A 23,314-nucleotide genomic window follows, 5' to 3' on the forward strand; every position below is an offset into this window, starting at 1 on the left:
ATGCGCAGGGGAACAGCAGCAGACCCGACCAGCCGACGAAGACGAAGCGATCCCGCTTCAGCCAGTCGTCCACTACGTCGAACCACCCGCGTTCCGTGCCCACGCGTCCAACTGCGATGGTCATGGAAGAACTCCGAGTAAGAAGGGAAATAAATGACAAAAATGAGAGGTCAGGGATGATCGATGGCTAAGGGCGACTAAGCACAAAGCGATCGAATCGCCACAATCACTCTCAGAAAAGTTTAACTTTCTTTACCTAAATCCGGCTAGGGGATCGCCCCAGGAATTCGGCCGGGGAACCCCCGGCATTTTGCGGGTCAATGCTCAGGTCGGGGCCCTGGGGCGATCGCCGGGCCCGAACCGGCAACTCACGCGATCGCCCGCTGCGGGGCCTGGTTGGGTCGCCATGGGCGATCGCGTTGGCTGCCAGCGTCCTCAATCCCATCGCAAATCCTGATATTGCGCCTCGATCGACAGGATCGATCGCAATCCCGGCATATCCAACACCGTGGCATCGGCCGGCTTATTCAGAAAATGATGAACCAACAGCAGGCCCGTAAAAGTCCAGGTTTGGTAAAGACGCGCTTCTTGACCCAACCAAACCCCCGTGGGCCCATCAAAATATTCCGGCCATTTTTGTTCCGGTAACCGCTTCAACAACACCTGATAGGCATCTTGCAAGCAATCCCAGAGCGACTCATGCAAATGTCCAAAGCGATAGTAAGGCGTGGTTGACGTTTGTTGATGTCGCAAAACGGCCACCACAAAATACCAAAGCAGGCAGGGCCAGTGACCGCCATTGTGATAGCACCAGGGGCGATTTTTGGAGTCATATCCCGTTTTGTTACGCCAATCACTGGCATCCAAAGGGGGATGGCAAATGCGCAAAGGCATTTCTCCAAACAAATCAGCTTGGTTATTCAGCACCAATTGAAAGAGGGCACGCTGTTGGGAAAAGGTGAGCACATCAAAAATAGCGCCCAAGCAATTTCCCAAGGAAAAAAAGCGAAAATCGGGGCGACCTGTACGGATATTACCAATCAGATATCCCCCTTGATCGCCCAGCCAGGTTTGCAACCAGTGGGGAATCGTTTCGGTGCGAATATTATATTCATTGGAGACTCGTTCGCCGTATTGATCAGTGGGGCGACGGCGCAGGATTTGAATGGTTTTGCCATTAATCCAATAGTGCTGAAGCAGATAGCGACGCAGGCGACGGGCCAGGGCAGTGGCGTATCGTAATTGCCAAATTTGCTGCCGAATAAAGGGATCGGTGAGGACTGTTGATCCGGCAGTGCTGCCAATTACTTTTTCCTTCAGATCGCTATGAATTAAAACAACGGAGCTGAGCAAGGCTCCATACAGCAAGGTTTGAATTTCTAAGGGTGCGCCCCACACATCCAAGGGGCGATCGATCATGAAGGCTCCGTCGGGTACGTAAAGGGTTGGAGCGTGCCGAAACCAAGGATGCAAAATCAGCCGCAGAAACCGCTGAATTCCCTCTTGGACTTTGGGTTGTTGGCTCCAACTCCAATCGCCCGTGCGTTGCACATAAACATGGGCCAAAATCGGCCACCAAAGGCTGGCATCAACGGAAGAAACTCGCCCGATCGCCCGTTGGCCATAGTCAGCCACCAGGGTTTGGCTGTTGGGTTCCACATAGAAGCTGCTGGGAAAAATACCTTCCGTTTGGGGATCGGTGCTTTGCAAGTCCAGGCAAGTATCTAGGAAATCTCGCAGTAAATCCGCTCGTCCATCCAACAAAAAATAAATCATCACGGGTACGTTATCCCGGATGAAAACTTCGTTGTAATTCAGGTCAGGATCCGGCGGGGCATCGGGTCGATCGCGCCGAGGTTGTGGCAATGCGGCAAAGGTTCCCACGGGGCGATCGCGACAGTAAACAATTGATTTGTCATAGAGCAAATGCCGCGCGTGATGAATACTTTGAACGCTGTCAAATCGAGCCATAAATGCAAATCCTTAGCGGAAATCTATCGCCTTGTGGTCGGTGCTTAACCGATCGCTGGGCAATTTGAGGTTCGGGTAACCCCTCCAAGCTACTCAAAATTCGCTGGTTATGCTGGAGAGGCCGAGCGGCACGTTTCGGCCGGTCGTTCAACCAGTCGTTTCACCGTCAGTTGCCGAGTTACTCAAGGCTCGATTCAGCATCCAGAGGGTCTTTGGTCATTACCCATCGCTGAAGAACGGGCTGTTCATGGAGGATTCCAACAGAACCATGACTGACTTGAAAAACCTGTATATCGTCACCATTAGCATTCACGGCTTGCTGCGGGGCAGCAATTTGGAACTGGGCCGCGATGCTGATACGGGTGGTCAAACCAAGTACGTGGTGGAGCTGGCGAGATCGCTCGCCCAGCGTCCAGAAATTGATCGGGTCGATCTCATCACTCGTCGCATCCAAGACCCGAAAGTGAGCGCCGACTATGCCCAGCCCATTGAACCCCTCAGCCCCAAATCGCAAATTGTTCGGCTGCCGGCCGGGCCGCGTCGCTATCTGCGCAAGGAGGTGCTTTGGCCCCATCTCGATATCTTTGCCGATGAAGTCTTGCGCTACCTGCGCACGGTGGGCCGCACGCCGGATTTGATTCACAGTCACTACGCCGATGCGGGCTATGTGGGATCTCGGGTGGCCGGGTGGCTGGGGGTGCCCCTGGTGCATACGGGCCATTCACTGGGGCGGGTGAAGTTACAGCGGATGTTGGAGCAGGGTAGCAAGCCGGCCGCCCTGGAAGAGCAGTTTCACTTCAACACCCGCATTGAAGCGGAGGAAGTCACCCTGGCCAGTGCCAGTTTGATTGTGGCTAGCACGCAACAGGAAGTGCAGGAGCAATATCAGGTTTATGACAATTACCAGCCCGATCGGATGGTGGTAATTCCGCCGGGCACGGAGCTTCAGCAGTTTTATCCACCGCCGGCCCAATGGCCCACCCCACCAATCCAAGCCCAGCTCGATCGATTCCTCACCGATCCGCAGAAGCCGATGATCCTGGCCCTGTCGCGGGCGGAGCGGCGCAAGAATGTGGCCAGTTTGGTGCAGGCCTATGGCGAGTCGCCGGAATTGCAATCCCTGGCCAACCTGGTGTTGGTGCTGGGCAGTCGCACGGACATTGCAGCCATGGAGCCGGGCCCCAGACAGGTGATGACGGAACTGATGCTGTTGATCGATCGCTACGATCTCTACGGCAAGGTGGCCTATCCCAAGCAACACCAAAGCACCGACGTGGCGGATTTATATCGTCTGGCCACCCAAACTCGGGGCGTGTTTATTAATCCGGCCCTAACAGAACCCTTTGGCTTAACGTTGATTGAGGCGGCGGCCAGCGGTTTGCCGGTGGTGGCCACCAATGACGGCGGCCCGCGCGATATTCTGGCGGCCTGTGCCAATGGGCAGTTGGTGGATCCGTTGAATCTTGACCAAATTCGATCGGCCCTTTACCAAGCCTTGACCCAGCCCGATCGTTGGCAACAATGGTCTGAGCAAGGCTTGGCAGGCGTGCGACGCACCTTTTCCTGGGAAGCGCATACGGAAAAATATCTGCAACAGATTCGACAACTGTTGCAACCCAAGGCCTTGCATGTGGGCAGCGCTCTCAGCGTCACCACCCCGGCCCATCGCCAGCGACAGGAGGTTTCCACGAATCCGCTGATTCGGGCAGAACATCTGTTCATTTCCGACATTGACAACACCCTGATTGGCGATCGCGAAGGACTGGATCAGCTCTTGGCCCAGTTGCTGGTGGGCGATCGGGCGATCGGGTTTGGCGTGGCCACCGGGCGCACCCTGCCCAGCGCCCTCGAAACCCTGCAAGATTGGCATATTCCGCTCCCGGATGTGTTGATCACGGCCGTTGGCAGCGAAATTCACTACGGCCCCGACCTGGTTCCCGACACCCGTTGGCGACAATACATCAGCCACAATTGGCAGCCCAACGCCATCCGCAGCGCCCTGAACGATATGGAAGGTCTGGTGTTGCAGCCCGCTGCCAACCAGCGATCGCACAAGATCAGCTATTGGATTGATCCACAAATTGCACCCCAGGTTCGCCACATTCGCCAATATCTGCGCCGTCAGGGGCTAAACGTCCGGCTAATTAGCTCCCATGGACAATATTTAGACATTTTGCCCTGGCGTGCCTCCAAGGGCGATGCCCTTCGCTACTGCGCTCTGAAATGGGGATTTTCGATCAAAAACCTGCTGGTGGCGGGCGATTCGGGCAATGATGTTTCCATGTTGCGAGGCAACACCCGGGCCGTGGTGGTGGGGAACCACAGCCGCGAACTCGATCGGCTGCGCACTCATCCAAACATCTACTTTGCCGGAGGGCACTACGCCTGGGGCATTTTGGAAGGGTTGGCCCATTACCAAATTCCCGGCTTTGGCGATCAGCCCCCGTCCCCGTTGGTGTATCCCAGCCCGATCGCCCGCTTCGGTAGCAGCTCGATCGCAGGCGATCACCCCGGTGGCCCCAAACATCCACCCTTGCAGCGGGCCCTGTCTTGAACCTAATGGGCAACCGCCAAGTAACATCCCAAAACCGCTCCTCCCCATAATCCAGTGCCCGATCGGCTGGTTGGCCTCCGAAGCGTGATCGTTGCGACGGAAGCTAGCAGGGTCTCATGCTCAAATCATGAGGGATCGGGCAACTCCAACAACATCCATGCGGGTTCAGCAGTCCCATCCTGGCGAGGCTGCTTAGCCCGCATCTGTTTGTAGGTCTGCTGATGGATCGGCTTGGGTGTCAGTTTGCATCTCTGTTCCCATCTCTAATTCAGTGGGCGAATCAAAACTTTGAAATCGGGACTTTCTGCGGCAGCGTCCGGGTAATCTCAGTTAGTCTGTGCTGAGGGAATTGTTGCGTGCTCAAACCAAGCCCCCTGCACCATGGCCGATCGCGTGCTGCCCTGCCCATCCGCTTGTGCCTCTATTGCCCTGGAGTCATGCCCTCAACCCGCTGGCCCCAGTCTCCTCAGCTCTAGCCAAGTCCCCCAATCATTTTCAACAGGCTTCCCAAAGTCATTCTTCCCAAAACAATTCTTCCCCAAATAATTCAGGCCGTCGTTTCAGACTGTTGTTAACGTATGGGAAGCGCTGATCGCCCCGTGCGATCGCCCCTGGGGATCCGTCATCCTGCCTTCGAGAGTTCTGTTGCCTAGCCCCATGACCGAACCGTTCAGCACCGCCTCATCTCCTGCTGGATCGACCTCACCATCGACCCCACCGTCTCGGTCAGAACCTGACGCGAGCATTGCTCTGCACCCGGAGGCCGATTCGGCTCCCCCCTACCGGGCTGTTAGCTTTGACGAGCATCAGGTCAATTTTCAATCTCTGATTGAGAAAGCTACGGATATTGTAGTGATTTTGGACAGTCGTGGAATTTTTCGCTACGTCAGCCCCTCCACCGAGGGCATTTTGGGCTATACCTCCGCTGAAACCGTGGGGCAACCGGTCGAAAACTTCGTGCATCCCGCGGATTTGCCCGCCGTCCAAGGCACGATTGCGGCGGCCCTGGCCCAACCCGGCGTGAGTCAGCGGCTTTCGGATTATCGCGTGCGCCATGGGGACGGCTCTTGGCGTTTTTTTGATGCGGTCACCACCAATTTGCTGGACGATTCGGCCGTGCGCGGCATTGTGGTGAACTGCCACGACATCACAGAACGGCGCTTGGCCGATCGGGTGTTGATTGAACGGGCCCGGCTGTCCAAGCTGGAGGCGGAGGTGGGGGCAGCCCTGGCTTCTGGGGGATCGCTGTCGGAAGTGTTGCAGCGTTGCACCCAAACGATCGCCGGGGCCCTGCAAGTGCCCTTTGTGCGGGTTTGGACCTATAACCGGGAAGCGCGGTTGCTGGAGTTGCGAGCCTCAGCCGGCCAACATTCCCTGGTGGCGGAATTTCCCACCTATATCCCGATCGGGGCTTCCCTGGTGGGGGCGATCGCCCAAAGTCGCCAACCCTACCTGACCAACTGCACCGCCACCGACCCCAACTTTGAGGCCCGCGATTGGCTCGACAGTGAGCAGGTTGTGGCCTTTGCGGGCTATCCCCTGATTGTGGATGACCAATTGGTGGGGGTGATGGCCCTGTTTGGGCGGCGGCCCATGGTGTCGGCGGAACATGGGGCCCTGGGTTGGATTGCCAGCGTCTTGGCCATGGCCATTGACCGAGCCTGGGCCCGCGAGGCCCTGATGTCGCGGCGGGAGGCGCTGCTGTTTCGGTTGGCGGGGCAAATTCGCCAATCCCTGGATGTGGAAGTGGTTTTGCAAGCGGCGGTGCAGGAGATTCGATCGCTCCTGCATGTCGATCGCTGCTTGTTTTTGAACTATTGCCCCCGGCCGGTGAACAAGGACGTGACCTTCCTAGAGCAATCCTATTGGGAAGTGGCGGCCGAGTCGGCCCAGGGCAGTCTACCGAGCTTTGTGGGCAAGCAGTTACATGGCTTGGCGGCGGGAGTTGCGCCGTTGCTGTTGCAGTGGGAAATTGTTTGCACCGATGAGGTGGTGCGGCCGGCGGCGATTACGGTGCAGGAATTTTTGGCGCAACTGTCGGCGGGGGCCGCACTGATTTTGCCGGTTCAGGGCAGCCGCACCACTTTTTTGGGAGCGGTGGCCTGTGTGGAGCATCGGGGCGATCGGGTCTGGAGCGAAAGCGAGGTAGGCCTGTTGCGGGGGGTGTGCGACCAATTGGCGATCGCCCTGGATCAAGCGGCGCTCTACACCGATGCCCAAGACAAGGCCCGCCAAGCCCGCGACCAGGCCGATCGCCTGGCCCAAGCCCTGGATGAGTTGCAGTCTACCCAAATGCAACTGTTCCAAAGCGAAAAGATGTCCAGCCTGGGGCAAATGGTGGCCGGCATTGCCCACGAAATCAACAACCCGATCGCCGTTGTCCATGGCAATTTGAAATATGCCCGACAGTATTTGGCGGAATTGCTGAGGGTGATTGACACCTATCGATCGACCTATCCCGAAGCCCACGAGGCGATCGACCAACTGTTGCGGGACATTGACTTAACCTTTGTTCGCCAAGACTTCACGAAACTCCTGGAAGCCATGGGGTTAGCAGCGGAGCGAATTCGGCAAATTGTCCTTTCCCTGCGCAACTTTGCTCGCCTCGATCGGGCAGGGATGAAACCCACCAATCTCCACGAATGCTTGGACGAAACCCTTACCCTCCTGCGCCACCGGCTGGAACCCCATGGGCGATTTGGGGGCATTCAATTGGAGATCGATCGGGGAGAACTGCCCCTGGTGACCTGCCATGGGGGCCAGATGGCCCAGGTGTTGATGAACCTCATTGGCAATGCCATTGACGCGATGGAGTCGATCGATCGACCCGCCATCTTAAAAATCAGCACCCGTCTGTTGAGCAACGGCCCCCAATCGATCGCGGAAATTGCCATTCGTGATTCGGGCTATGGGATTTCTGACGACATTCGCCCCCATCTGTTTAATCCCTTCTTCACCACCAAGCCCGTAGGTCGCGGCACGGGCTTGGGCCTGTCCATCACTTATCAAATTGTGGTGGAAAATCACGGCGGCACAATCGACTGGACTTCCGACCCGGAGTGGGGCACAGAATTCGTGATTCGGCTGCCGGTGTTGTTGCCCCTGCCGCCCAGTTGCCGCACCTGAGCGGTTGCATTTCGTCCCTTCAGCCAGCCTAACGCGGCGCTGCTGGGGCGCTTGAGGGGGTGGACGGGCTGGTGGGCGCAAGGTTCGGCGCAAAGGGGCGATCGTGCCCACCCAAGGCCCGCACGATCGACCGCGTATTTTGCGCCAGCATCTTCACGTAGCTCTCGGCCGGCCCCCCAGCCACCCCGATCGAATCCGCATAGAGCTTGTCGGGAGCCAGGGTGACCCCACTTTCCGCCGCCACCGTCTCAATCAAAGCCGGGTTAATGGTTGTTTCTGCAAAAATTGCTGGCACTTTGGCTTGGCGAATGGCCGCCGCCATCCGGGCCATGGTTTGGGCGCTGGGTTGCTCCTCAGTGCTAATGCCAATCAGGGTTCCGAGCACCGGAATCCGATAGGTTTGGGCATAGTACTGAAAAGCATCGTGGGTGGTCACCAGTCGTCGCTGGGCGGCGGGAATGGTTTGGATTTGGACACCAATCCATTGATCAAGCTGTTTGAGTTCCCCCAACAACCGATCGGCATTGGCCACAAACTCCGCCCGATCGCCCGGAGAAAGCTTGCTTAATTCATCCCGAATCGCCATCACCATCACCATTCCATTGCGGGCACTGCCCCACACATGGGGATCCGGAACCGTTGCCCCCTGCTCGGTCAAGGTGAGGGCCGGCACTCGCTCCCCGATCGCCACGGCCTTGGCTGTCTGCCCCGAAGATTGAATCAGCTTAATAATTCCCGGCTCCAGGTTATAGCCATTGTAAAAAATCCGATTTGCTCGCTCGATCGCCACCGTATCGCGCGGCACGGGTTCATAGAGGTGGGGGTCATCACCGGGTCGGAGCAAGCCCTTCACGATCACTTCATCACCCGCCACCCGTTGGGTTAAGTCCGTCAAGATCGTGTTGGTGACCACCACCGTGGGCCGATCGGGCCCGCTGGGTTGTTCTCCTAACCCACAGCCCACCAGCAAGACCCCAATCCCCAAACCGCCCAGCCATCGCCCCCAGGCAAAACCGGGGCCCCGCTGCCCGATCGAGGGCTGGCGGGTTATGTGGCGTTTTAGCGGTGATGCCAGTTGTAATTGCTGGCGTAATTGCTGGGGTAATTGGGGTAATTTCTGCCGTGGTTTTCGGGGTTCTAAGGGTCGAATCATGTGCCGTTTCTCCATTGCCATCATCAAGCCACCGCCAGCAGTCCAAGACCGGGGCCAACCCCAGCCCGAGCGCGATGTTCTTGCCCACTGGCCCGCAGCCTGGCCCCCATCAGAGCGCTGGGAGGGCTTGACGTAACTTTCATTATCATTTCATAATTTCATTCATAATCTTTTCATGATCTTTCTCGATTTGATATCGTGAGAGGCAGGTAGCTGCTAGATCGGGTTCAGGTCATTTCGCACGATTTGATCTGGACTTTTTTTGCCCATGGGCCCAACTCCAATGATGATGAGCACTCATGCGATCGAAATTGACCACTTAAATGCTGCCTATCGCGGTGTGCAGGCGCTCCTGGATGTGAGTTTGCGCATCCAGCCCGGACGGCTGACGGGCGTGGTGGGGCCCAATGGGGCGGGCAAAAGCACCCTGATGAAAGCCATGCTGGGCCTGGTGCCGATCGCAACGGGGCGGGTGGTCTATGGCGATCGCCCTTTGCAACAACAGCTCGATCGCGTGGCCTATGTGGCCCAACGATCGCAGGTGGATTTGGATTACCCGGCCACGGTTTGGGATGTGGTGTTGATGGGGCGAACGCGCAAAACGGGCTGGCTGCGGCCCTTTTCCAACACCAGCCGCCAAGCGGCCCGGGCGGCCTTGGAGCGGGTGGGCCTGTGGGAATTGCGCGATCGCCCGATCGCTCAGCTATCGGGAGGGCAACAGCAGCGGGTGTTTTTGGCACGCTCGATCGCCCAAGAAGCGGATGTGTTTTGTTTTGATGAACCCTTCGTGGGGGTCGATCGGCGCAATGAGGCCATCTTGTTTGACCTGTTTCGGGAACTGGCCCAAGACGGCAAGGTGGTGATGGTGGTGAATCATGACTTGGGCGAGTCGATTACCCATTTTGATGATTTGGTGCTGCTCAATCGCCAACTGGTGGCCGCGGGCGATCGGGCGGCGGTATTGAATGACCTAAATTTGCAACGGGCCTATGGCAGCCGGGTGAAATTTTTCCAGGAGGCCGCCTAATGGATGGGCTGCTGCAAGCCCTAGCGGAACCGCTGCAATACACCTTTTTTCAGCGATCGTTGGTGGCGGCGGTGGTGGTGGGCCTGCTTTGTGCCTGCACGGGCAGCTATCTTTTGGTGCAGCGCATGGCCCTGTTGGGCGATGCCATCAGTCATTCTCTGTTGGTGGGCTTGGCGATCGCCTTTGCCATGGGTGGCAGCTTGTTCCTAGGGGCCCTGGTAGCCGGGTTGGTGAGCGCGGCGGCCATTGACTTTATCCGCAATCGATCGCCCCTCAAGGAAGATGCGGCCATGGGCATTGTCCTTTCGGCCTTTTTCGCCCTCGGGATTGTGCTGATCACCACGATCCAAAAAGACAACAAAATCGATCTCAATCATTTCCTGTTTGGCAACCTTCTGGCGGTGACCAGCGGTGACCTGTGGGATACGGGGCTGGCGGCGGCGCTGGTGCTCGGAGCGATCGCCCTTTGCTACAAGGAACTGCACTTTTATACGTTCGATCGCCTCGGGGCCCAAGCGGCTGGCTTGCCCGTCCGTTGGCTAGATTGGGGGCTGACCACCGCGATCGCGATCACGATCGTGGCCAGCATGAAGGCGGTGGGGGTGGTGTTGGTGTTGGCCCTGTTGATTACGCCGCCAGCCACAGCCTATTTGCTCGTCCCTCGACTCCACCAAATGATGGGGCTAGGGGCCCTGTTGGGTTGTTGCTCCAGCGTGGCGGGGCTATATCTCAGTTACTTTTTCAATTTGCCTTCGGGGCCGGCGATCGTGCTGGTGGCTTCCGGGTTCTTTGTGCTGTCGCTGTTGTTTAGCCCGCGTCAGGGAGTTTTGTTTCAGGGCTGGCGGGCTAAGGCCGCGGGCCGCGCCCCGATCGATTCCAGCTCGATCGACTCAGAATCCACGAACGGAACCGATCCCTAGAAATCAACAGAAATCAACAGAAATCGGCAAAAATTGGGCGCTTAGGGGCCAGGATTCAACAGCCGGAAATCAAACCCCGTTCCCGATCGATTGCCCTCCCGCACCGTGATCAACACCAGGGGCAATGAGCGATCGCCCGTATTGGCAAAGCGCACGGAAGCGGAAGACCCCGCCGCTTGGAAGTCTGGCCGATGCAACGCAGCCTTCACAGCCGATCGCGTGGGGTCTTGGGCATCGTTCAGATCACTGCCGGAAACCGGTTTTTGGTCGGGTTTTTGAGTAATTTCCTGATTAATCGCTTGAATCAAAGCCTGGGCCGCATCGTAGGCCATCGCCGTTCGCCAATTCACATCCCCACCCCAACGACGACGCATGGCCTTGGCAAAATCCAGCGATTGGGGCAAATCTGGATGCCAGGGAATTGCCAGAATCGTGCCCTGCGCACTGGCTCCCAACTTCAACAGATCCAGTGAATAAATCGAATCGCCCCCCAACACCGGCAGCCGTCCTTGATTGGCTTCCACGATTGCCAAAGCGGACGGCAGCGTCGAACGATCGCCCAAGAGCACTAACCCTTCGCTACCCTGGCTTTGGCGTTCCCCAAACAGCACCAAGCCCTCCGTGTTGAACGATTGGGCCTGACCGATCGCCCGTTGCGCATCGATCGGCTCGGAACCCATCTCTTGCAACTGCACCTGGCCCCGGCCGTCGGCCATGAACTGTTTCACGAATTCCGTTTTCAGGGATTGGCTATAGGCGCTTTTGGGGTTGTAAAACACCGAGACCCGCGCCAGTTTCAATTGCTGACGGGCCACCATTGCCAGGGCCTGTCCCGCCTGGCGATCGCTCGGAACTGTTCGCAACACCGCATCCCCCAACCCACTGAGGGTCACCGCCGTGCTGGAAGGGGAAATCATCGGCAGCCCAGCCCGTTGATAAACCCCAGCCGCCGCCAGCGAAGTGGTGGAGCTGAAGTGGCCCACCACCCCCAACACTCGAGGATCTGCCGCTAGGGTTTCGGCCACGGCCTTGGCGGTGACCGGGTTGTTGCTGTCGTCCGCAATCACCACTCGCAATTGCCAGGCAGGTTTCGGGCCGGATCGCTCCCGATCGCCCTGATTCCACTGGGCTTGGGCCTGCGCCACTCCCCGCAGCAACTCCTTGGCCACATCGGGCAAATTAGCCGCCGGTACAACCACGGCGATCGTCCGTTGCGGAGCCTCCCGCGCCAGCCAATTATTCAAATAAATCAGGGCTTCCGGATCGTTGGGCCGCTGTTGCAGACTTTTGCGCAACAGGGCGATCGCCTGGGTCGAATTCCCAGCTTGCCCCGCCGCAGTCGCCGCCAACTTGTCGGGCGAGTCTGCCAACAAAGCCTGCTCGCCACTGCTCAAGGACGGGGCCGGCCCCCCTTGAGGATTCGTAGTTGGCGGGGTCTGGCCCTCGTTGCCCAAAAGACCGTTCGATCGCACCAACCAATAGCCCCCGCCCAGCAGGGCCAAGGACATGAACAGGGCCGTAATCAGTAATGGGGCATCTTGGGAGCGACGACTCATGGGCAAAACCGCGATGGCTGGATCAACAGGTCACCCCACAGCCAATCAATCAAAACAATGACCCGATCAACAACAACCCGATCAACAATGACCCGATCAACAATGACCCGATACGGCAGTCCTTTGTTTTGACCATTTCTGTTTTGACCCATGGCTGTTGCCAGTCTTCGATCGATGGGTTCGCCCAATCATTCGCGCCAATCGCTCGATCGGAAAGCCTGTGCGATCTGTTTGTCCGATTTGTCCGATTTGTCCGATCAAAAACTGGGGCAGGAAGGATGAACCTTTGCCCCAGTTTATGCGGAACTTCGCGGTTTCTGACGGACGATCGCCTTAGCTTTCGATTAGCCTGCTCATTTGATTTTTGAAGGTGCTGGCTAGCTTAATCTTCCGCAAAAATGTACTTGTACAGATCCTTGGGATCCGGTTCAGGGCTGTCGAGGGCAAATTTCACCGCATCGTTCACATGCTCTTGGATCCGGCGATCGATCTCCTTCAGTTCCTCTGCCTGAACCAATCCTTCACCAAGCAGGTGATCGGCCAAGCGAGTGATCGGATCGCGCTTACTCCAAACTTCCTTTTCCTCCTTCGCCCGCAGTTCATCGGGATCGGCCAAGGAGTGGCCCCGGAAACGATAGGTCAAGGCTTCAATGACCGTGGGGCCTTCGCCAGCGCGGGCCCGGGCGATCGCCTCTTGGGCCACACCGCGCACCGCCAACACATCCATCCCGTCCACTTCTACGCCGGGCATCCCGAACGCAGGGCCTTTTTTGTAGATTTCGGGTACTGAGGTGGCACGTTCGTGGGCCATCCCGATCGCCCACTTATTGTTCTCAATGACATAGATCACCGGCAGCTTCCAAAGGGCCGCCATGTTCAAGCATTCAAAGAACTGGCCATTGTTCGCGGCTCCATCCCCAAAGAAGCAAACGGTCACCCCGTCGGAACTGGGGTCATTCATGGCTTCTCGTCGATACTTGCTTTGGAAGGCCACACCCGTCGCCACCGGAATTCCTTCCGACACAAAGGCATAGCCCCCCAGCAGGCGGTGCGGCTCCGAGAACAAGTGCATGGAACCGCCACGGCCCTTGCTGCAACCCGTCACCTTACCAAACAGCTCTGACATCACTTCCCGAGCAGGCACACCAGCACTCAGGGCATGAACGTGATCGCGGTAGGTGCTACACACGTAATCATTGGCATCGCGGCGCAAAGCCCGAATCACCCCCGTCGAAACGGCTTCTTGGCCGTTGTAGAGGTGAACGAAGCCAAACATTTTGCCGCGATAGTACATCTCGGCGCACTTGTCTTCAAAAAGGCGACCCAGCACCATGTCTTCGTAGAGCATAAGCCCTTCTTCGCGGGTGACGGTGGCGCGGGTGGTCGGGGTTGCGGGAAGTACGCGTTCTTGTACCATTTCGCTGGTGCTGGGGTTGCGGGCTGAGTCGGTCAATTCAGAGGGTTCGGATTGCCTGGGCAAGGGTGGCGGCGATCAATTGCGCCATTTCACCGGTTGCGCGGCTAATTGTTGGGAAATCCAGTTCAACATAGTACCGGACTTTGGCAGTCCCCGCGCGGTTGGGCGATCGCGGCATTGTGAAATACAGGATGGGGATGCATGAAATTGGGGGAACAGTTTGCGATCTCAAACGCAATCACGGATCATCACGCCGAGTGTCAGCAAGCCGCACCCCTGCTCGAAGTGCTGGCCGATCGCGCGGGCCGTCGATCGGGGCGGTTTCATGTGCCGGGTCATAAGGGCCGGGCGATCGACCCGCTGTTGGCGGATGCTTGGGGCGACTGCTGGGCCTGGGATTTAACAGAACTGGATGGGTTAGATAATTGGGCGGCTCCCCAGGGCGCGATCGCGGCGGCCGAAGCGTTGGCGGCCGATTGCTTTGGGGCGGGCCTCACTCGATTTTTGGTGAATGGGGCCACGAGCGGACTGGTGGCGGCGATCGGGACAGTTTGCCAAGATGGCGACTCGCTGATTGTGGCTCGCAATGCCCATCAATCTGTTTTGGCAGGTTTGATTCTTGCGGGGGCGCGGCCCTGCTGGGTTTGGCCAACGGTCGATCGGGAATGGCAGATGCCCACGGTGGTGACTCCCGAGGCGATCGCCCAAGCCCTGGCGACCTATCCCCAAGCGAAGGCGGTGCTACTGGTGTCACCGACCTATCACGGTTGGGTTTCGGATTTGCCCGCGATCGCCCAACTAACTCGATCGCACGGTATTCCTTTAATTGTCGATGCGGCCCACGGGGCCCACTTTGGGCTGCATCCGGAACTCCCGATCGCTCCCTTGGCGGCCGGCGCTGACTTGGTGGTGGCTTCGGCTCACAAAACCCTTGGTTCCTTAACCCAATCGGCGCTGCTTCATCTACACTCCCAGGCTTTGATTGATCGCGATCGGCTGAATCAAGTGTTGCGATGGGTCACTTCCAGCAGCCCCAGCTACTTGCTGATGGCTAGCTTGGACGCGGCTCGGCGGCGGGCGGCGCTGTGGGGTCAAGTTGATTGGGGCCAAACGTTGGTGCGGGTCGATCGGGTGCGATCGCAGTTGGCGGGCGATCGGGCGGTTCGGGTGCTTTCGGGGCCAAATCTGGATCGATCGCGCTTGACCGTTCACTTGGCTGGCTGGAATGGTTACCAGGCCGATGAAGCGTTAGACCAAGATTGGGGCATCACCGCCGAACTCAGCAGCCCCCAGCACTTAACCTTTGTTTGGACACCGGCCAACACTGACCAGGAAGCCGATCGCTTGGTGGCGGCTTTGGGGGCCCTGGCGCGATCGCCCCAAATAGCTCCCGATCGGGGGCTGGATGCCATTGCCGGGTTACTTGCGCCTCCCAGTCCGGCCCCGCTGACCCCGCGCCAGGCCAGCCAGCGCCCCACCGAGGCGATCGACCTTAACCGGGCGATCGGGCGCATTGCCGCTGAGTGGATCTGTCCCTATCCACCGGGAGTTCCCACAATCGTGCCTGGAGAAGTCATCACTGCCGAGGCGATCGGCCAAATTCAGCAAACCCTGACCCTCGGCGGCGACTGCACCGGCTGTGCTGACCCCGGCGTTCAACAATGTCTTGTCCTCATCTCAGCCGATCGCTAGCGATCAGCTCCTTGAAAAGTTCCCAAGGAAAAATTCCCAAAAAACAAGGTGGAGCCAGCGACAACACTGGCTCCACCCAAGGCTATCCATTTTCGCAATGGACTGCGCTAGCCTTGATTAGTTGCAATCCTTGGTAGAGTCGCTAGCCAACTTGGTAGCGGCACTAGCAGCTTCATTTTCCTTAGCCGTGATGCACAGGATAGCCTTGGCTTGTTGGTCTTCCAGCTTCACCACGCCCTTGAAGCTCTTCAGGGAAGCTTGCAGCTTGTCAGCGGTGCTGGTTGCTTCCGTGTCGGTACCAACGGTCTTGTACTCGAAGTTATCGGTTTTTTCCTTGATACCAGCGTTCAGGGTCTTCAGGTCAGCAGCAAACTTACCTTGTTCCACGTAGTAAGCCTGTTGAGCACGGTTGAGCGAACCAACATAGGTGCTACCTTCCGACTGACGAGCCTTAGCGGCTTGGTTGAGGAAGGAGGGCAGAGCGATCGCCGCCAGAATACCGATGATGATGATTACAACCAGCAGTTCAATCAGGGTGAAGCCTTCTTCGCTGTTGCGGCGCTGGGCGAGGTGTTGGATCAGCTTGGCTTTGAATTCAGCTTTCATCTAGGATAGTCTCCTCGAGAGTCGGGGGAGGAAGGTTGGGAAGGTGGGGATTTTGTTCCCCTCATGCTTGCAACTTACCCAGGTTACTGGGGATTCATATCAACCGCAGCAGAATTTTTTTGGGGTCAAGGGAAAAAGCCTGAAACCCCTTGCCAAACAAGCATGATCGAGCATCAACTCCAAGAAATTTTTAGGTGGCTTTTGGATCAGGATCATGATTTCCACGATCCTGACGGGCGAGCGGAGCACCTGTTCAGCACCATGTTGCGGAGTGCCAAAGGAATGCCTTTTTAGGGATTCTGGATCGACTCTAGGCCTCAGTGGACTCTAGGAAGATGTAGCCGAAGGTTTCCAAGTCCCGCAAGAAGCTGCAAACCGCTTGGGTGGCACTGGCGCGATCGACTGGCGATCGATCGACTGGGTTCAGGGGCCGCACCCGCATGAACCGATCGATCAGTTGCGTAATCGGTTGGGGGCCCGTCAACAGCGGAACCAACACAGGCACTAGGCTGGCACTGGCCGCTGCGATGCCTTCCGGCCGCCGCAAAAATTTCGCGAAGTTCAGGGGCTTGAGGTAGCGGCAGGATTCCACGAGGGCGGTTTCAAATTCTGGATTGTTCAGGAGTGGGTGCAGCACCGCTTGGGTGCGATCGGGCTGCTGGACCAACTGCTCAACCGTGGGCGATTGCGGCGGTTCTGCCATGGTTTTTGGCGTACAGAATATGTCAATCAATCGGTTGCGGCTAACCAACAGATCGTGCCAATACATTTGTTCACGACAACTGATTTGCGCAAATCGCGATCGCAGTTCCTCGGGAAATTGCTCCAGATCCAGCATGGTTTTCACTGCCCAATCCTGGGGTTCCACCGGGGCAATGACCTGTAAGTTTGCACCATCAACTAGGTCAAACACCTCCGGCACTGAAAATCCCCGATCGCCGTGGAGCATGAAATTAAAAGCCAAGATCCGCTCGCGAATATCAGGATTGTCGGTGTCATTGCGATCCCACATTTTCCGCACATCCACATTGCGCGGATTCAGGGACAACACAATGGATTCCACCAGAGCCATGGTGGTTTTTTCATCCCGATCAGGTGTAATTGCGCCCACATCACGCAAAAATTCCTGGGCACAAAGCACAGGAATTCGAGTGTTGAAGCTATGCAAATTCACTCGCAAAATACCCGTTGGTTTCAGCACGCTGGCCATCAACCGCAAACTAGCGAGGGGATCTTCCAACAGGTACAGCACCTCATCGCAGTTGATGTAGTCAAATTGCTGATTGAGGCTAGGAAGCTGATCGATATTGAGGGTTAAAAACTTGGCCCGATCGAGCAAATCAAACCGCCGAAACCGCTCGATCGCCACGTCGATCGAAGCCGGAGAAAGATCAATGCCGGTAATGGTTGTTCCCGGGTTCAGATGAGCCAACATCAACCCCTTAAAGCCGCTGCCGCAACCCACATCGAGAATCTGCATTCCTTCGGAGCTGACCGATCGGCGATCGCGGGCATAGAATGCGGTGGCCAAGGAGTGAGCATGAAATTCATCGGGCTGACTATCAGGAGCCGTTTCGATCGGTTCGCGAGGATAAGGCGTTTGGTCAAACTGTCGCTGAATCCAGGCTTCTCGTTCAGCGGAAGATTCAAAATTCATGGCAAATCAGGGCTTCCAATCAGGGCTGCGAAATCAATCAATTCGATTCAATTGGATTCAATCTGGCTTGACTTGAATCTGACTTGAATCTGGCTTGAGTTTGGTTTGAATTTGATTTGACTCGGATTAATTTGGCTTTACTCCGTTCGAGTTCTCGTGAATTTTCAAAAAACTCGCGCCAAGTCAAGTTAATTCGTCAATTCGTCAGTTCAATTCACCAATTAATTCAGTTCAATTCAGGCAAGTTCAACTCAAGCGAGTTCAACCAACAAATAACCCGCTTGACCCAATTCCGAGAGCAGATAACGCAAGGATGCTTCCACTTCCGATCGCGCAATGGGTTCCAAGGTTACTGGATCCACAGGGCGCAATTGTTGCAGCGAATCTGCGAGTTGCGTAAAGGTTTTCATCCCTTCCAACAGGGGCAACAACCCAAGGGCGATCGCGCTGCTGACCGACTCCCAACCCCAGTTCAGAGACAAGTGTTGACTCAACTTTAAATCAGTGCCCTTTAAAACCACGTTTTTGAGGTCTGCGGCAAATTCTGGCGTATCTAACTGCGGGTGAAGCGCGGCTCGGGATTGATGCCAATCTTCTGGTTCCCAATCGCTGAGGGCTGTCCAGGGTTGCGCCGCGTCGGGATGACCACACCAGAAATCTAAAAGTCGATGGTTCGATCGAATCAAGTCAAAAAAGTGTAGTTGATCGGAAATCGGCGCTTCCGACAAGCCAAAAGCGATCGAAATGGGCATATTCTCTGGGTCTTTGAACAGATCCGTCACTTCCCAGGACTGCCAATCGGTCATGCTAATAAATTCCAGACCGGAGCGATCGATATAGTCAAAAAGCTGCGGAATGGTAAATCCCCGATCACGCTGAAACAACAGGTTCATCATCACCCGCTGTTCATCCTTCATTTTCCCAGAATCCCAAATTCGCATTTTCAGGAGTACTGTATCTTTCAAAGACTCCATCAATTCGGTCAGAATTCCCATTTCCAGCTCGCCAGGATTGTCATCCATCAACCCAATCAGGTGAGCCAAGCTTTGGGCCTTGAAATAGTCAAATCGCTGATAAAGACTATGGAGATTGGAACGAATAATGCCATCGGGTTTCAAGACGGCTTTCATGGCCGCCAACCCATCGGCAGGATCCGGTTGCAGATATAGCAATTCATCGCAGTTAATGTAGTCAAATTCCATGCCTAATTGCGGCAATTCTTCCATTGCCAATGCATGAAATTCCACGCGATCGCCCAATCCATGATGCTCCAAGCGCTTTTGGGCCAAGTCCACGGAAGCGGGCGACAAGTCCACCCCCACAATGCGCGCACCGGGGTTGGCCAAAGCCATGCTCAACACGCCATATCCACTGCCACAGCCCACATCCAGCATCAACCGCCCTTCGGTGTTGGCAATTTTTTGGTTGCGACGATAGTAGGCGGTGCGGAAATCGTGCCAGTAGGTATGGGTTTCGGCCGGTAAGCGATCGAGCGGAATGCGGGGATAGGGGGCGCGATCGAACTGGGCCCGCACCTTGGCAAGGGGATCCTCAAGCGGATCGTCAGCGGGGTTCGTGGGAGAAGGCAAGAGGGATGGCTCGGTCATGCGGGGGTTGACGAATAGTTGTCCTAACGCAAGGGTGGGAAGACCCAACGGCAAGGGCGGGTTAGAATCTTGACGGGGCCATGGATTGGCCGTGGTCAAGCGGTTGCCGAGGCTACCTTGGCCATATTGCCCCATTTCGATCCCGAAGCGATCGCCCCAAATCCGCTACCTGCCGCCCGATCGCCGATCCGTTTTAACAGTTGGTTTCACAAATTGTTTAACAAGTTGTTTAGCGATTGGCTGCACAATCGGCTCAGCAATCGGCTCAGCAATCGGCTTCACCATGGATTTCACCATGGGCTGAAAACTTTTGAACGGCTTGTCCTGCCATCTTCTCCAACACCATTTCCCACACCGTCAGTCGCAACCCTATGAGCATTGAACAGCATTCCCAGCCAACGGACGATCGCGCCGCTGTGGCCAACTCGTTGGATGAAATGCTAGAGGCGCTGAATTTGGGAATTCCGACGGCTCCCGACGATTTTCGATCAGGCTTTGTGGGAATTGTGGGGCGGCCAAATGTGGGCAAGTCCACGCTGATGAATGGTTTGGTGGGGCAAAAGGTGGCCATTGTCTCCCCGATCGCCCAAACCACTCGCAACCGACTGCGGGGCATCCTGACCCGGGATGATGCGCAAATTGTGTTTGTAGACACGCCCGGCATTCATAAGCCCCACCACGAATTGGGCAAAGTGTTGGTGGCCAATGCACGCATGGCCATCCATTCGGCAGATTTGCTGCTGTTTGTGGTGGATGGGTCGGTGGAAGCAGGCGGGGGCGATCGCTTCGTGGCCGAGTGGCTGGCCCAAGCGCCCGTGCCGGTGGTTTTGGGGCTGAACAAAATTGATCTGCAAACGGATCCGACGGTGGAAGAGTCCTACGCAGCCTTGGCGGCCGATCGGGGTTGGCCGATCGTGCGGTTTTCGGCGCTCCAGGGCGAAGGGACGGAAGAACTATTGCAGGCGCTGATCGATCGACTGCCGCCGGGCCCGTTTTATTACCCCCCGGAATTGGTGACCGATCGCCCCGAACGATTCATTATGGGTGAGCTAATTCGCGAGCAAATTTTGCTCCATGCCCGGGACGAAATTCCCCATTCCGTGGCGGTGGAAATCGATCGGGTGGAGGAAACCCCGAAAATTACCCGCGTATTAGCCACCATTCACATTGAACGGGCCAGCCAAAAGGCAATCTTGATCGGCAAAGGTGGTTCCATGCTGAAGGCGATCGGCACGGCAGCCCGTGAACAAATTCAAAAGCTAATTGATGGCAAGGTTTACCTGGAGTTGTACGTGAAGCTGCAACCCAAATGGCGGCGATCGCCCGCTCGCCTGGCCGATTTGGGTTACCGAATTGAGGAAGATTAGGCGACAAACCCGCAAGACGTTAGCCGCGAGCGATTAGTTATTAATAAATTTCTCGAAAACTTCCCCAAAATCCTTGCGCACATAGGACTCATGGGCCAGCTTTAACCAATTGAATGCATATTGGTTAATTGCCTTGAATTGCTCTTCCGCCGTTGAAGTGCTGGTCGATCGGCTGATGGTGGTGGCCGCCGTGTTCAAACTGGTTTGTGCATAGCCGTGGAACGCAGTATTTTCCTGCTGAATTAAGGCAATTTTCAGCAGGGCCTTATACAAGTCCTTGAGTTCGTGAATATGGACTTTGGCCACATCGATCGAGTAATGCTGGTTGCCCATGGAAAACTTAATTTCCACATCCCGATCGAGCGTTCCCGCCGTTTCCAAAGTCACATGGGAAATGGCATGGTGGGCATAGTTAAAGCGCCGCAAAGTGCGTTTTTTGCTGACAGCCGATGTGCCATCCACATGGATCAGCGCCAAGTTGGTGAAGCAATATTCATCCATCTTGGACTTAATTAAAAAATAGATTTTCTCGCCTTCTTCATTGATGATGTAGTCGTCCGCATCAACCTTGCCGTAATCCTGGGGACGAATCACCACCCCAATATCACTGAGACCCAAGGCATCCGAAGCCAAACTCTTAAACATGGGAATCACCAATTGTTGATTAGCCCTAGCCCAGCATTGCCCAGCCCAGCATTACTTTGCCCAACCTTGCCAGGCTGACTTGAGTAACCATTTTGAGGCTAGCCCGGCCAGCCAGTATAACAATCGGATTTTGTTGGTTGCCAGGGGCGATCAACTCTCAGGCTAGTAGCGTGGCTGCCTTAATTCGCTGGGTTAAATGATATGGCTGTTACCGTCACCTGATCGTTAAGCAGCAAGATGCTCAAGCCCCTTGTTACCACGACTGGCTCCGCAACTTTGACCCAATATTTGACCCAATATATTAAGCCTGTCGCACTACTAGGCTTTGGGCTGTTCCTAGGCCACTAATCGCACAAATTTCTTTTTTCCCACTTGCAGCACTTTGCCCAACAAATCCGCCGCCGATTCAAACTTTTGGTTCACATCCGCCAGCTTTTCGCCATCCAGTTTCACACCACCCCCTTGAATTTGGCGACGGGCTTCGCTACTGGTGGTGCATAACTTTGTGGCACTCAAAAGATAGAAAATTGGAGCCGGAAATTCCACCTGAGCCAAGGAAAATTCCGGTACATTTTCCGCGCCGCCACCGCCCGACACCAAATTCATGGCATCTTTTTGGGCTTGCAGGGCGATCGCCTCGCCATGGATTTGTTGGGTAATTTCCAGGGCCAACAATTTTTGGCGATCGCGAGGATTTTCGGGCAACTGATCCAACGGTAAATCCGTCATCAGTTCAAAGTAGGTTTCCAGTTGCGCATCGGCCACCTTTTCCAGCTTGGAATACATGGTGAGCGGGTCTTCTCGCAGGGCCACATAGTTCCCCAAGGATTTGGACATTTTTTGCACCCCATCTGTCCCGATCAAGATGGGCGTGAGCAATCCAAATTGCGGTTTTTGACCAAAGTGGCGCTGCAAATCTCGCCCTACGGCTAGGTTGAACTTTTGGTCTGTGCCACCCAGTTCCACATCCGCCCGCACGGCCACGGAGTCGTAGCCCTGCATCAACGGATAGAGAAATTCATGCAAAAAGATGGGGCTTTCCTGCTGATAGCGCTCCGCAAATCCTTCCTTGGCCAACATTTGGCCAACGGTCATGGTGCTGAGGAGTTCCAGGATTTTGCCTAAGTCCAGCTTGGCTAACCACTCGGAGTTGTAGCGCACCTCCAGGCGGCCAGGCGTTTCAAAATCCAGGATCGATCGCACCTGTTCCAAATAGGTTTCCGCGTTGGCCTGCACTTGCGCTTCGGTCAGTTGCTTGCGCACTTCCGATTTACCGGTGGGGTCGCCAATGCGAGCCGTGAAATCGCCAATAATCAGGACGGCGGTGTGGCCTGCATCCTGGAAGGCGCGCAATTTGCGAACAGGAATGCTGTGCCCCAGGTGAATCTCGCTGCCGGTGGGGTCAATGCCGAGCTTGACGCGTAAGGGGCGATCGGTCGTGGCCAGCAACCGCTCTAGGTTCTGGGTCGGATCCGCTGAGTCGGGTTGGTTGGGAAAAATATCAGCGGTTCCGCGATGGAGCCAATCGAAGTTAGACGCTGCCATAACTGGTGCGCTCAATTCGCTATAGGGATTGAATAGGGGTTGACAATCGAGGCTCAAAGATTTCAATGAGCTGATCAAAAGAGCCTCTGACGAGGATTGAACTCGTGACCTCACCCTTACCAAGGGTGCGCTCTACCACTGAGCTACAGAGGCGGGGTGGTGGGCCGAGCTGGATTTGAACCAGCGTAGGCATAGCCAACGGATTTACAGTCCGTCCCCATTAACCACTCGGGCATCGACCCGCTTCCACCACGGGAGATAACAATAGCACAAGGATCGAAAATTCCCAATAGGCAGCCCAAAAATCTTTTAAATTTTTTTGAGGAAGCGCTTGGCCCGGCTAGGGCGGGATGTTGGGCAACGCTGGGGTCAAAAATTGGGGACGATCGGGAGGCCGCTGGGGCGATCGCCGGGTGTGGAGATTTCGCCGGGCGGCGGCTCCCGCAGTTCGCCAAATCCCTTTCATAATGA

The 23,314-nt window shown here is 56.2% G+C and carries 18 protein-coding genes, 2 tRNA genes and 1 pseudogene; 6 read left to right on the forward strand and 15 right to left on the reverse strand.

Annotation, left to right across the window (positions count from 1 at the left end):
- The 3 genes and pseudogenes from VPK24_RS14210 to VPK24_RS14220 form a co-directional block, all read right to left on the reverse strand.
- Positions 1 to 124: pseudogene (locus VPK24_RS14210) on the reverse strand (photosystem II D2 protein (photosystem q(a) protein)); the annotation flags it as partial.
- 132 nt (positions 125 to 256) lie between these two features.
- Positions 257 to 445, reverse strand: a complete 189-nt coding sequence (locus tag VPK24_RS14215; protein WP_393014322.1) for a hypothetical protein — start codon at positions 443 to 445, stop codon at positions 257 to 259.
- Positions 436 to 1,971 carry a glycoside hydrolase 100 family protein gene (locus VPK24_RS14220; RefSeq protein ID WP_393014324.1) on the reverse strand — a complete coding sequence of 512 codons (1,536 nt, stop codon included), beginning with the start codon at positions 1,969 to 1,971 and terminating at the stop codon, positions 436 to 438. The genes VPK24_RS14215 and VPK24_RS14220 overlap by 10 nt, the downstream gene beginning before the upstream one ends.
- Positions 1,972 to 2,239: 268 nt before the next feature.
- Here VPK24_RS14220 and VPK24_RS14225 point away from each other — a divergent pair, with 268 nt between their 5' ends.
- On the forward strand, positions 2,240 to 4,525 hold the full coding sequence (locus tag VPK24_RS14225; protein WP_393014326.1) for an HAD-IIB family hydrolase: 2,286 nt from the start codon (positions 2,240 to 2,242) through the stop codon (positions 4,523 to 4,525).
- A 657-nt stretch (positions 4,526 to 5,182) separates the two neighbouring features.
- On the forward strand, positions 5,183 to 7,651 hold the full coding sequence (locus tag VPK24_RS14230) for a GAF domain-containing protein (protein WP_393014328.1): 2,469 nt from the start codon (positions 5,183 to 5,185) through the stop codon (positions 7,649 to 7,651).
- Between the two features lie 28 nt (positions 7,652 to 7,679).
- Here VPK24_RS14230 and VPK24_RS14235 read toward each other — a convergent pair whose 3' ends face one another.
- On the reverse strand, positions 7,680 to 8,804 hold the full coding sequence (locus VPK24_RS14235) for a metal ABC transporter solute-binding protein, Zn/Mn family (protein ID WP_393014330.1): 1,125 nt from the start codon (positions 8,802 to 8,804) through the stop codon (positions 7,680 to 7,682).
- A 268-nt stretch (positions 8,805 to 9,072) separates the two neighbouring features.
- On the opposite strand from VPK24_RS14235, the gene VPK24_RS14240 reads away from it, so the two are divergent.
- Complete coding sequence (locus VPK24_RS14240; RefSeq protein ID WP_393014332.1) at positions 9,073 to 9,831, forward strand: metal ABC transporter ATP-binding protein; 759 nt, start codon at positions 9,073 to 9,075, stop codon at positions 9,829 to 9,831.
- An 8-nt stretch (positions 9,832 to 9,839) separates the two neighbouring features.
- Positions 9,840 to 10,751 (forward strand): metal ABC transporter permease, encoded by a 912-nt coding sequence (locus VPK24_RS14245; RefSeq protein ID WP_393014398.1) that lies wholly within the window; start codon positions 9,840 to 9,842, stop codon positions 10,749 to 10,751.
- A gap of 41 nt (positions 10,752 to 10,792) precedes the next feature.
- Here the strand turns inward: VPK24_RS14245 and VPK24_RS14250 are convergent, their stop codons facing one another.
- Positions 10,793 to 12,307 carry an ABC transporter substrate-binding protein gene (locus VPK24_RS14250; protein ID WP_393014334.1) on the reverse strand — a complete coding sequence of 505 codons (1,515 nt, stop codon included), beginning with the start codon at positions 12,305 to 12,307 and terminating at the stop codon, positions 10,793 to 10,795.
- Positions 12,308 to 12,689: 382 nt separating this feature from the next.
- Positions 12,690 to 13,724: a pyruvate dehydrogenase (acetyl-transferring) E1 component subunit alpha gene (gene pdhA, locus VPK24_RS14255; RefSeq protein WP_393014400.1), complete on the reverse strand. Its 1,035-nt coding sequence runs from the start codon at positions 13,722 to 13,724 to the stop codon at positions 12,690 to 12,692.
- Positions 13,725 to 13,925: 201 nt separating this feature from the next.
- On the opposite strand from pdhA, the gene VPK24_RS14260 reads away from it, so the two are divergent.
- Positions 13,926 to 15,416 (forward strand): aminotransferase class I/II-fold pyridoxal phosphate-dependent enzyme, encoded by a 1,491-nt coding sequence (locus VPK24_RS14260; RefSeq protein WP_393014336.1) that lies wholly within the window; start codon positions 13,926 to 13,928, stop codon positions 15,414 to 15,416.
- 117 nt (positions 15,417 to 15,533) lie between these two features.
- Here VPK24_RS14260 and VPK24_RS14265 read toward each other — a convergent pair whose 3' ends face one another.
- The 4 genes from VPK24_RS14265 to VPK24_RS14280 all read right to left on the reverse strand — a co-directional run bounded on the left by VPK24_RS14265 (position 15,534) and on the right by VPK24_RS14280 (position 19,583).
- A complete protein-coding gene (locus VPK24_RS14265) occupies positions 15,534 to 16,022 on the reverse strand; it encodes a type IV pilin-like G/H family protein (RefSeq protein ID WP_190354557.1) in 489 nt (162 codons plus the stop codon).
- A 310-nt stretch (positions 16,023 to 16,332) separates the two neighbouring features.
- On the reverse strand, positions 16,333 to 17,679 hold the full coding sequence (locus VPK24_RS14270; protein WP_393014338.1) for a class I SAM-dependent methyltransferase: 1,347 nt from the start codon (positions 17,677 to 17,679) through the stop codon (positions 16,333 to 16,335).
- A gap of 251 nt (positions 17,680 to 17,930) precedes the next feature.
- On the reverse strand, positions 17,931 to 19,421 hold the full coding sequence (locus tag VPK24_RS14275; protein WP_393014340.1) for a class I SAM-dependent methyltransferase: 1,491 nt from the start codon (positions 19,419 to 19,421) through the stop codon (positions 17,931 to 17,933).
- Between the two features lie 30 nt (positions 19,422 to 19,451).
- On the reverse strand, positions 19,452 to 19,583 hold the full coding sequence (locus tag VPK24_RS14280) for a hypothetical protein (RefSeq protein ID WP_393014342.1): 132 nt from the start codon (positions 19,581 to 19,583) through the stop codon (positions 19,452 to 19,454).
- A gap of 140 nt (positions 19,584 to 19,723) precedes the next feature.
- On the opposite strand from VPK24_RS14280, the gene era reads away from it, so the two are divergent.
- On the forward strand, positions 19,724 to 20,653 hold the full coding sequence (era, locus tag VPK24_RS14285) for a GTPase Era (protein WP_393014402.1): 930 nt from the start codon (positions 19,724 to 19,726) through the stop codon (positions 20,651 to 20,653).
- 33 nt (positions 20,654 to 20,686) lie between these two features.
- On the opposite strand, the gene VPK24_RS14290 is transcribed toward era, so the two are convergent.
- The 5 genes from VPK24_RS14290 to VPK24_RS14310 all read right to left on the reverse strand — a co-directional run bounded on the left by VPK24_RS14290 (position 20,687) and on the right by VPK24_RS14310 (position 23,309).
- Positions 20,687 to 21,298, reverse strand: a complete 612-nt coding sequence (locus tag VPK24_RS14290; RefSeq protein WP_393014344.1) for a PH domain-containing protein — start codon at positions 21,296 to 21,298, stop codon at positions 20,687 to 20,689.
- Between the two features lie 336 nt (positions 21,299 to 21,634).
- Complete coding sequence (gene tyrS, locus VPK24_RS14295) at positions 21,635 to 22,843, reverse strand: tyrosine--tRNA ligase (protein ID WP_190354561.1); 1,209 nt, start codon at positions 22,841 to 22,843, stop codon at positions 21,635 to 21,637.
- A gap of 81 nt (positions 22,844 to 22,924) precedes the next feature.
- Positions 22,925 to 22,996 (reverse strand) — tRNA-Thr (locus VPK24_RS14300).
- A gap of 4 nt (positions 22,997 to 23,000) precedes the next feature.
- A tRNA-Tyr gene (locus tag VPK24_RS14305) sits at positions 23,001 to 23,085 on the reverse strand.
- Between the two features lie 98 nt (positions 23,086 to 23,183).
- Entirely contained in the window at positions 23,184 to 23,309 is a 126-nt protein-coding gene (locus VPK24_RS14310) for a hypothetical protein (RefSeq protein WP_393014346.1), read from the reverse strand.
- Between the last annotated feature and the right edge of the window lie 5 nt (positions 23,310 to 23,314).

The organism is Limnothrix redekei LRLZ20PSL1 (genome assembly GCF_043235035.1).
GTDB lineage: Bacteria > Cyanobacteriota > Cyanobacteriia > CACIAM-69d > CACIAM-69d > CACIAM-69d.

What these genes read in the sequence shown, in the direction of transcription:
- VPK24_RS14215 (WP_393014322.1), bottom strand. Translation starts at nt 445, where the DNA reads ATGGGATTGAGGACGCTGGCAGCCAACGCGATCGCCCATGGCGACCCA.
- VPK24_RS14220 (WP_393014324.1), bottom strand. Translation starts at nt 1,971, where the DNA reads ATGGCTCGATTTGACAGCGTTCAAAGTATTCATCACGCGCGGCATTTG.
- VPK24_RS14225 (WP_393014326.1), top strand. Translation starts at nt 2,240, where the DNA reads ATGACTGACTTGAAAAACCTGTATATCGTCACCATTAGCATTCACGGC.
- VPK24_RS14230 (WP_393014328.1), top strand. Translation starts at nt 5,183, where the DNA reads ATGACCGAACCGTTCAGCACCGCCTCATCTCCTGCTGGATCGACCTCA.
- VPK24_RS14235 (WP_393014330.1), bottom strand. Translation starts at nt 8,804, where the DNA reads ATGATTCGACCCTTAGAACCCCGAAAACCACGGCAGAAATTACCCCAA.
- VPK24_RS14240 (WP_393014332.1), top strand. Translation starts at nt 9,073, where the DNA reads ATGGGCCCAACTCCAATGATGATGAGCACTCATGCGATCGAAATTGAC.
- VPK24_RS14250 (WP_393014334.1), bottom strand. Translation starts at nt 12,307, where the DNA reads ATGAGTCGTCGCTCCCAAGATGCCCCATTACTGATTACGGCCCTGTTC.
- pdhA (WP_393014400.1), bottom strand. Translation starts at nt 13,724, where the DNA reads ATGGTACAAGAACGCGTACTTCCCGCAACCCCGACCACCCGCGCCACC.
- VPK24_RS14260 (WP_393014336.1), top strand. Translation starts at nt 13,926, where the DNA reads ATGAAATTGGGGGAACAGTTTGCGATCTCAAACGCAATCACGGATCAT.
- VPK24_RS14265 (WP_190354557.1), bottom strand. Translation starts at nt 16,022, where the DNA reads ATGAAAGCTGAATTCAAAGCCAAGCTGATCCAACACCTCGCCCAGCGC.
- VPK24_RS14270 (WP_393014338.1), bottom strand. Translation starts at nt 17,679, where the DNA reads ATGAATTTTGAATCTTCCGCTGAACGAGAAGCCTGGATTCAGCGACAG.
- VPK24_RS14275 (WP_393014340.1), bottom strand. Translation starts at nt 19,421, where the DNA reads ATGGGGCAATATGGCCAAGGTAGCCTCGGCAACCGCTTGACCACGGCC.
- VPK24_RS14280 (WP_393014342.1), bottom strand. Translation starts at nt 19,583, where the DNA reads ATGGTGAAATCCATGGTGAAGCCGATTGCTGAGCCGATTGCTGAGCCG.
- era (WP_393014402.1), top strand. Translation starts at nt 19,724, where the DNA reads ATGCTAGAGGCGCTGAATTTGGGAATTCCGACGGCTCCCGACGATTTT.
- VPK24_RS14290 (WP_393014344.1), bottom strand. Translation starts at nt 21,298, where the DNA reads ATGTTTAAGAGTTTGGCTTCGGATGCCTTGGGTCTCAGTGATATTGGG.
- tyrS (WP_190354561.1), bottom strand. Translation starts at nt 22,843, where the DNA reads ATGGCAGCGTCTAACTTCGATTGGCTCCATCGCGGAACCGCTGATATT.
- VPK24_RS14310 (WP_393014346.1), bottom strand. Translation starts at nt 23,309, where the DNA reads ATGAAAGGGATTTGGCGAACTGCGGGAGCCGCCGCCCGGCGAAATCTC.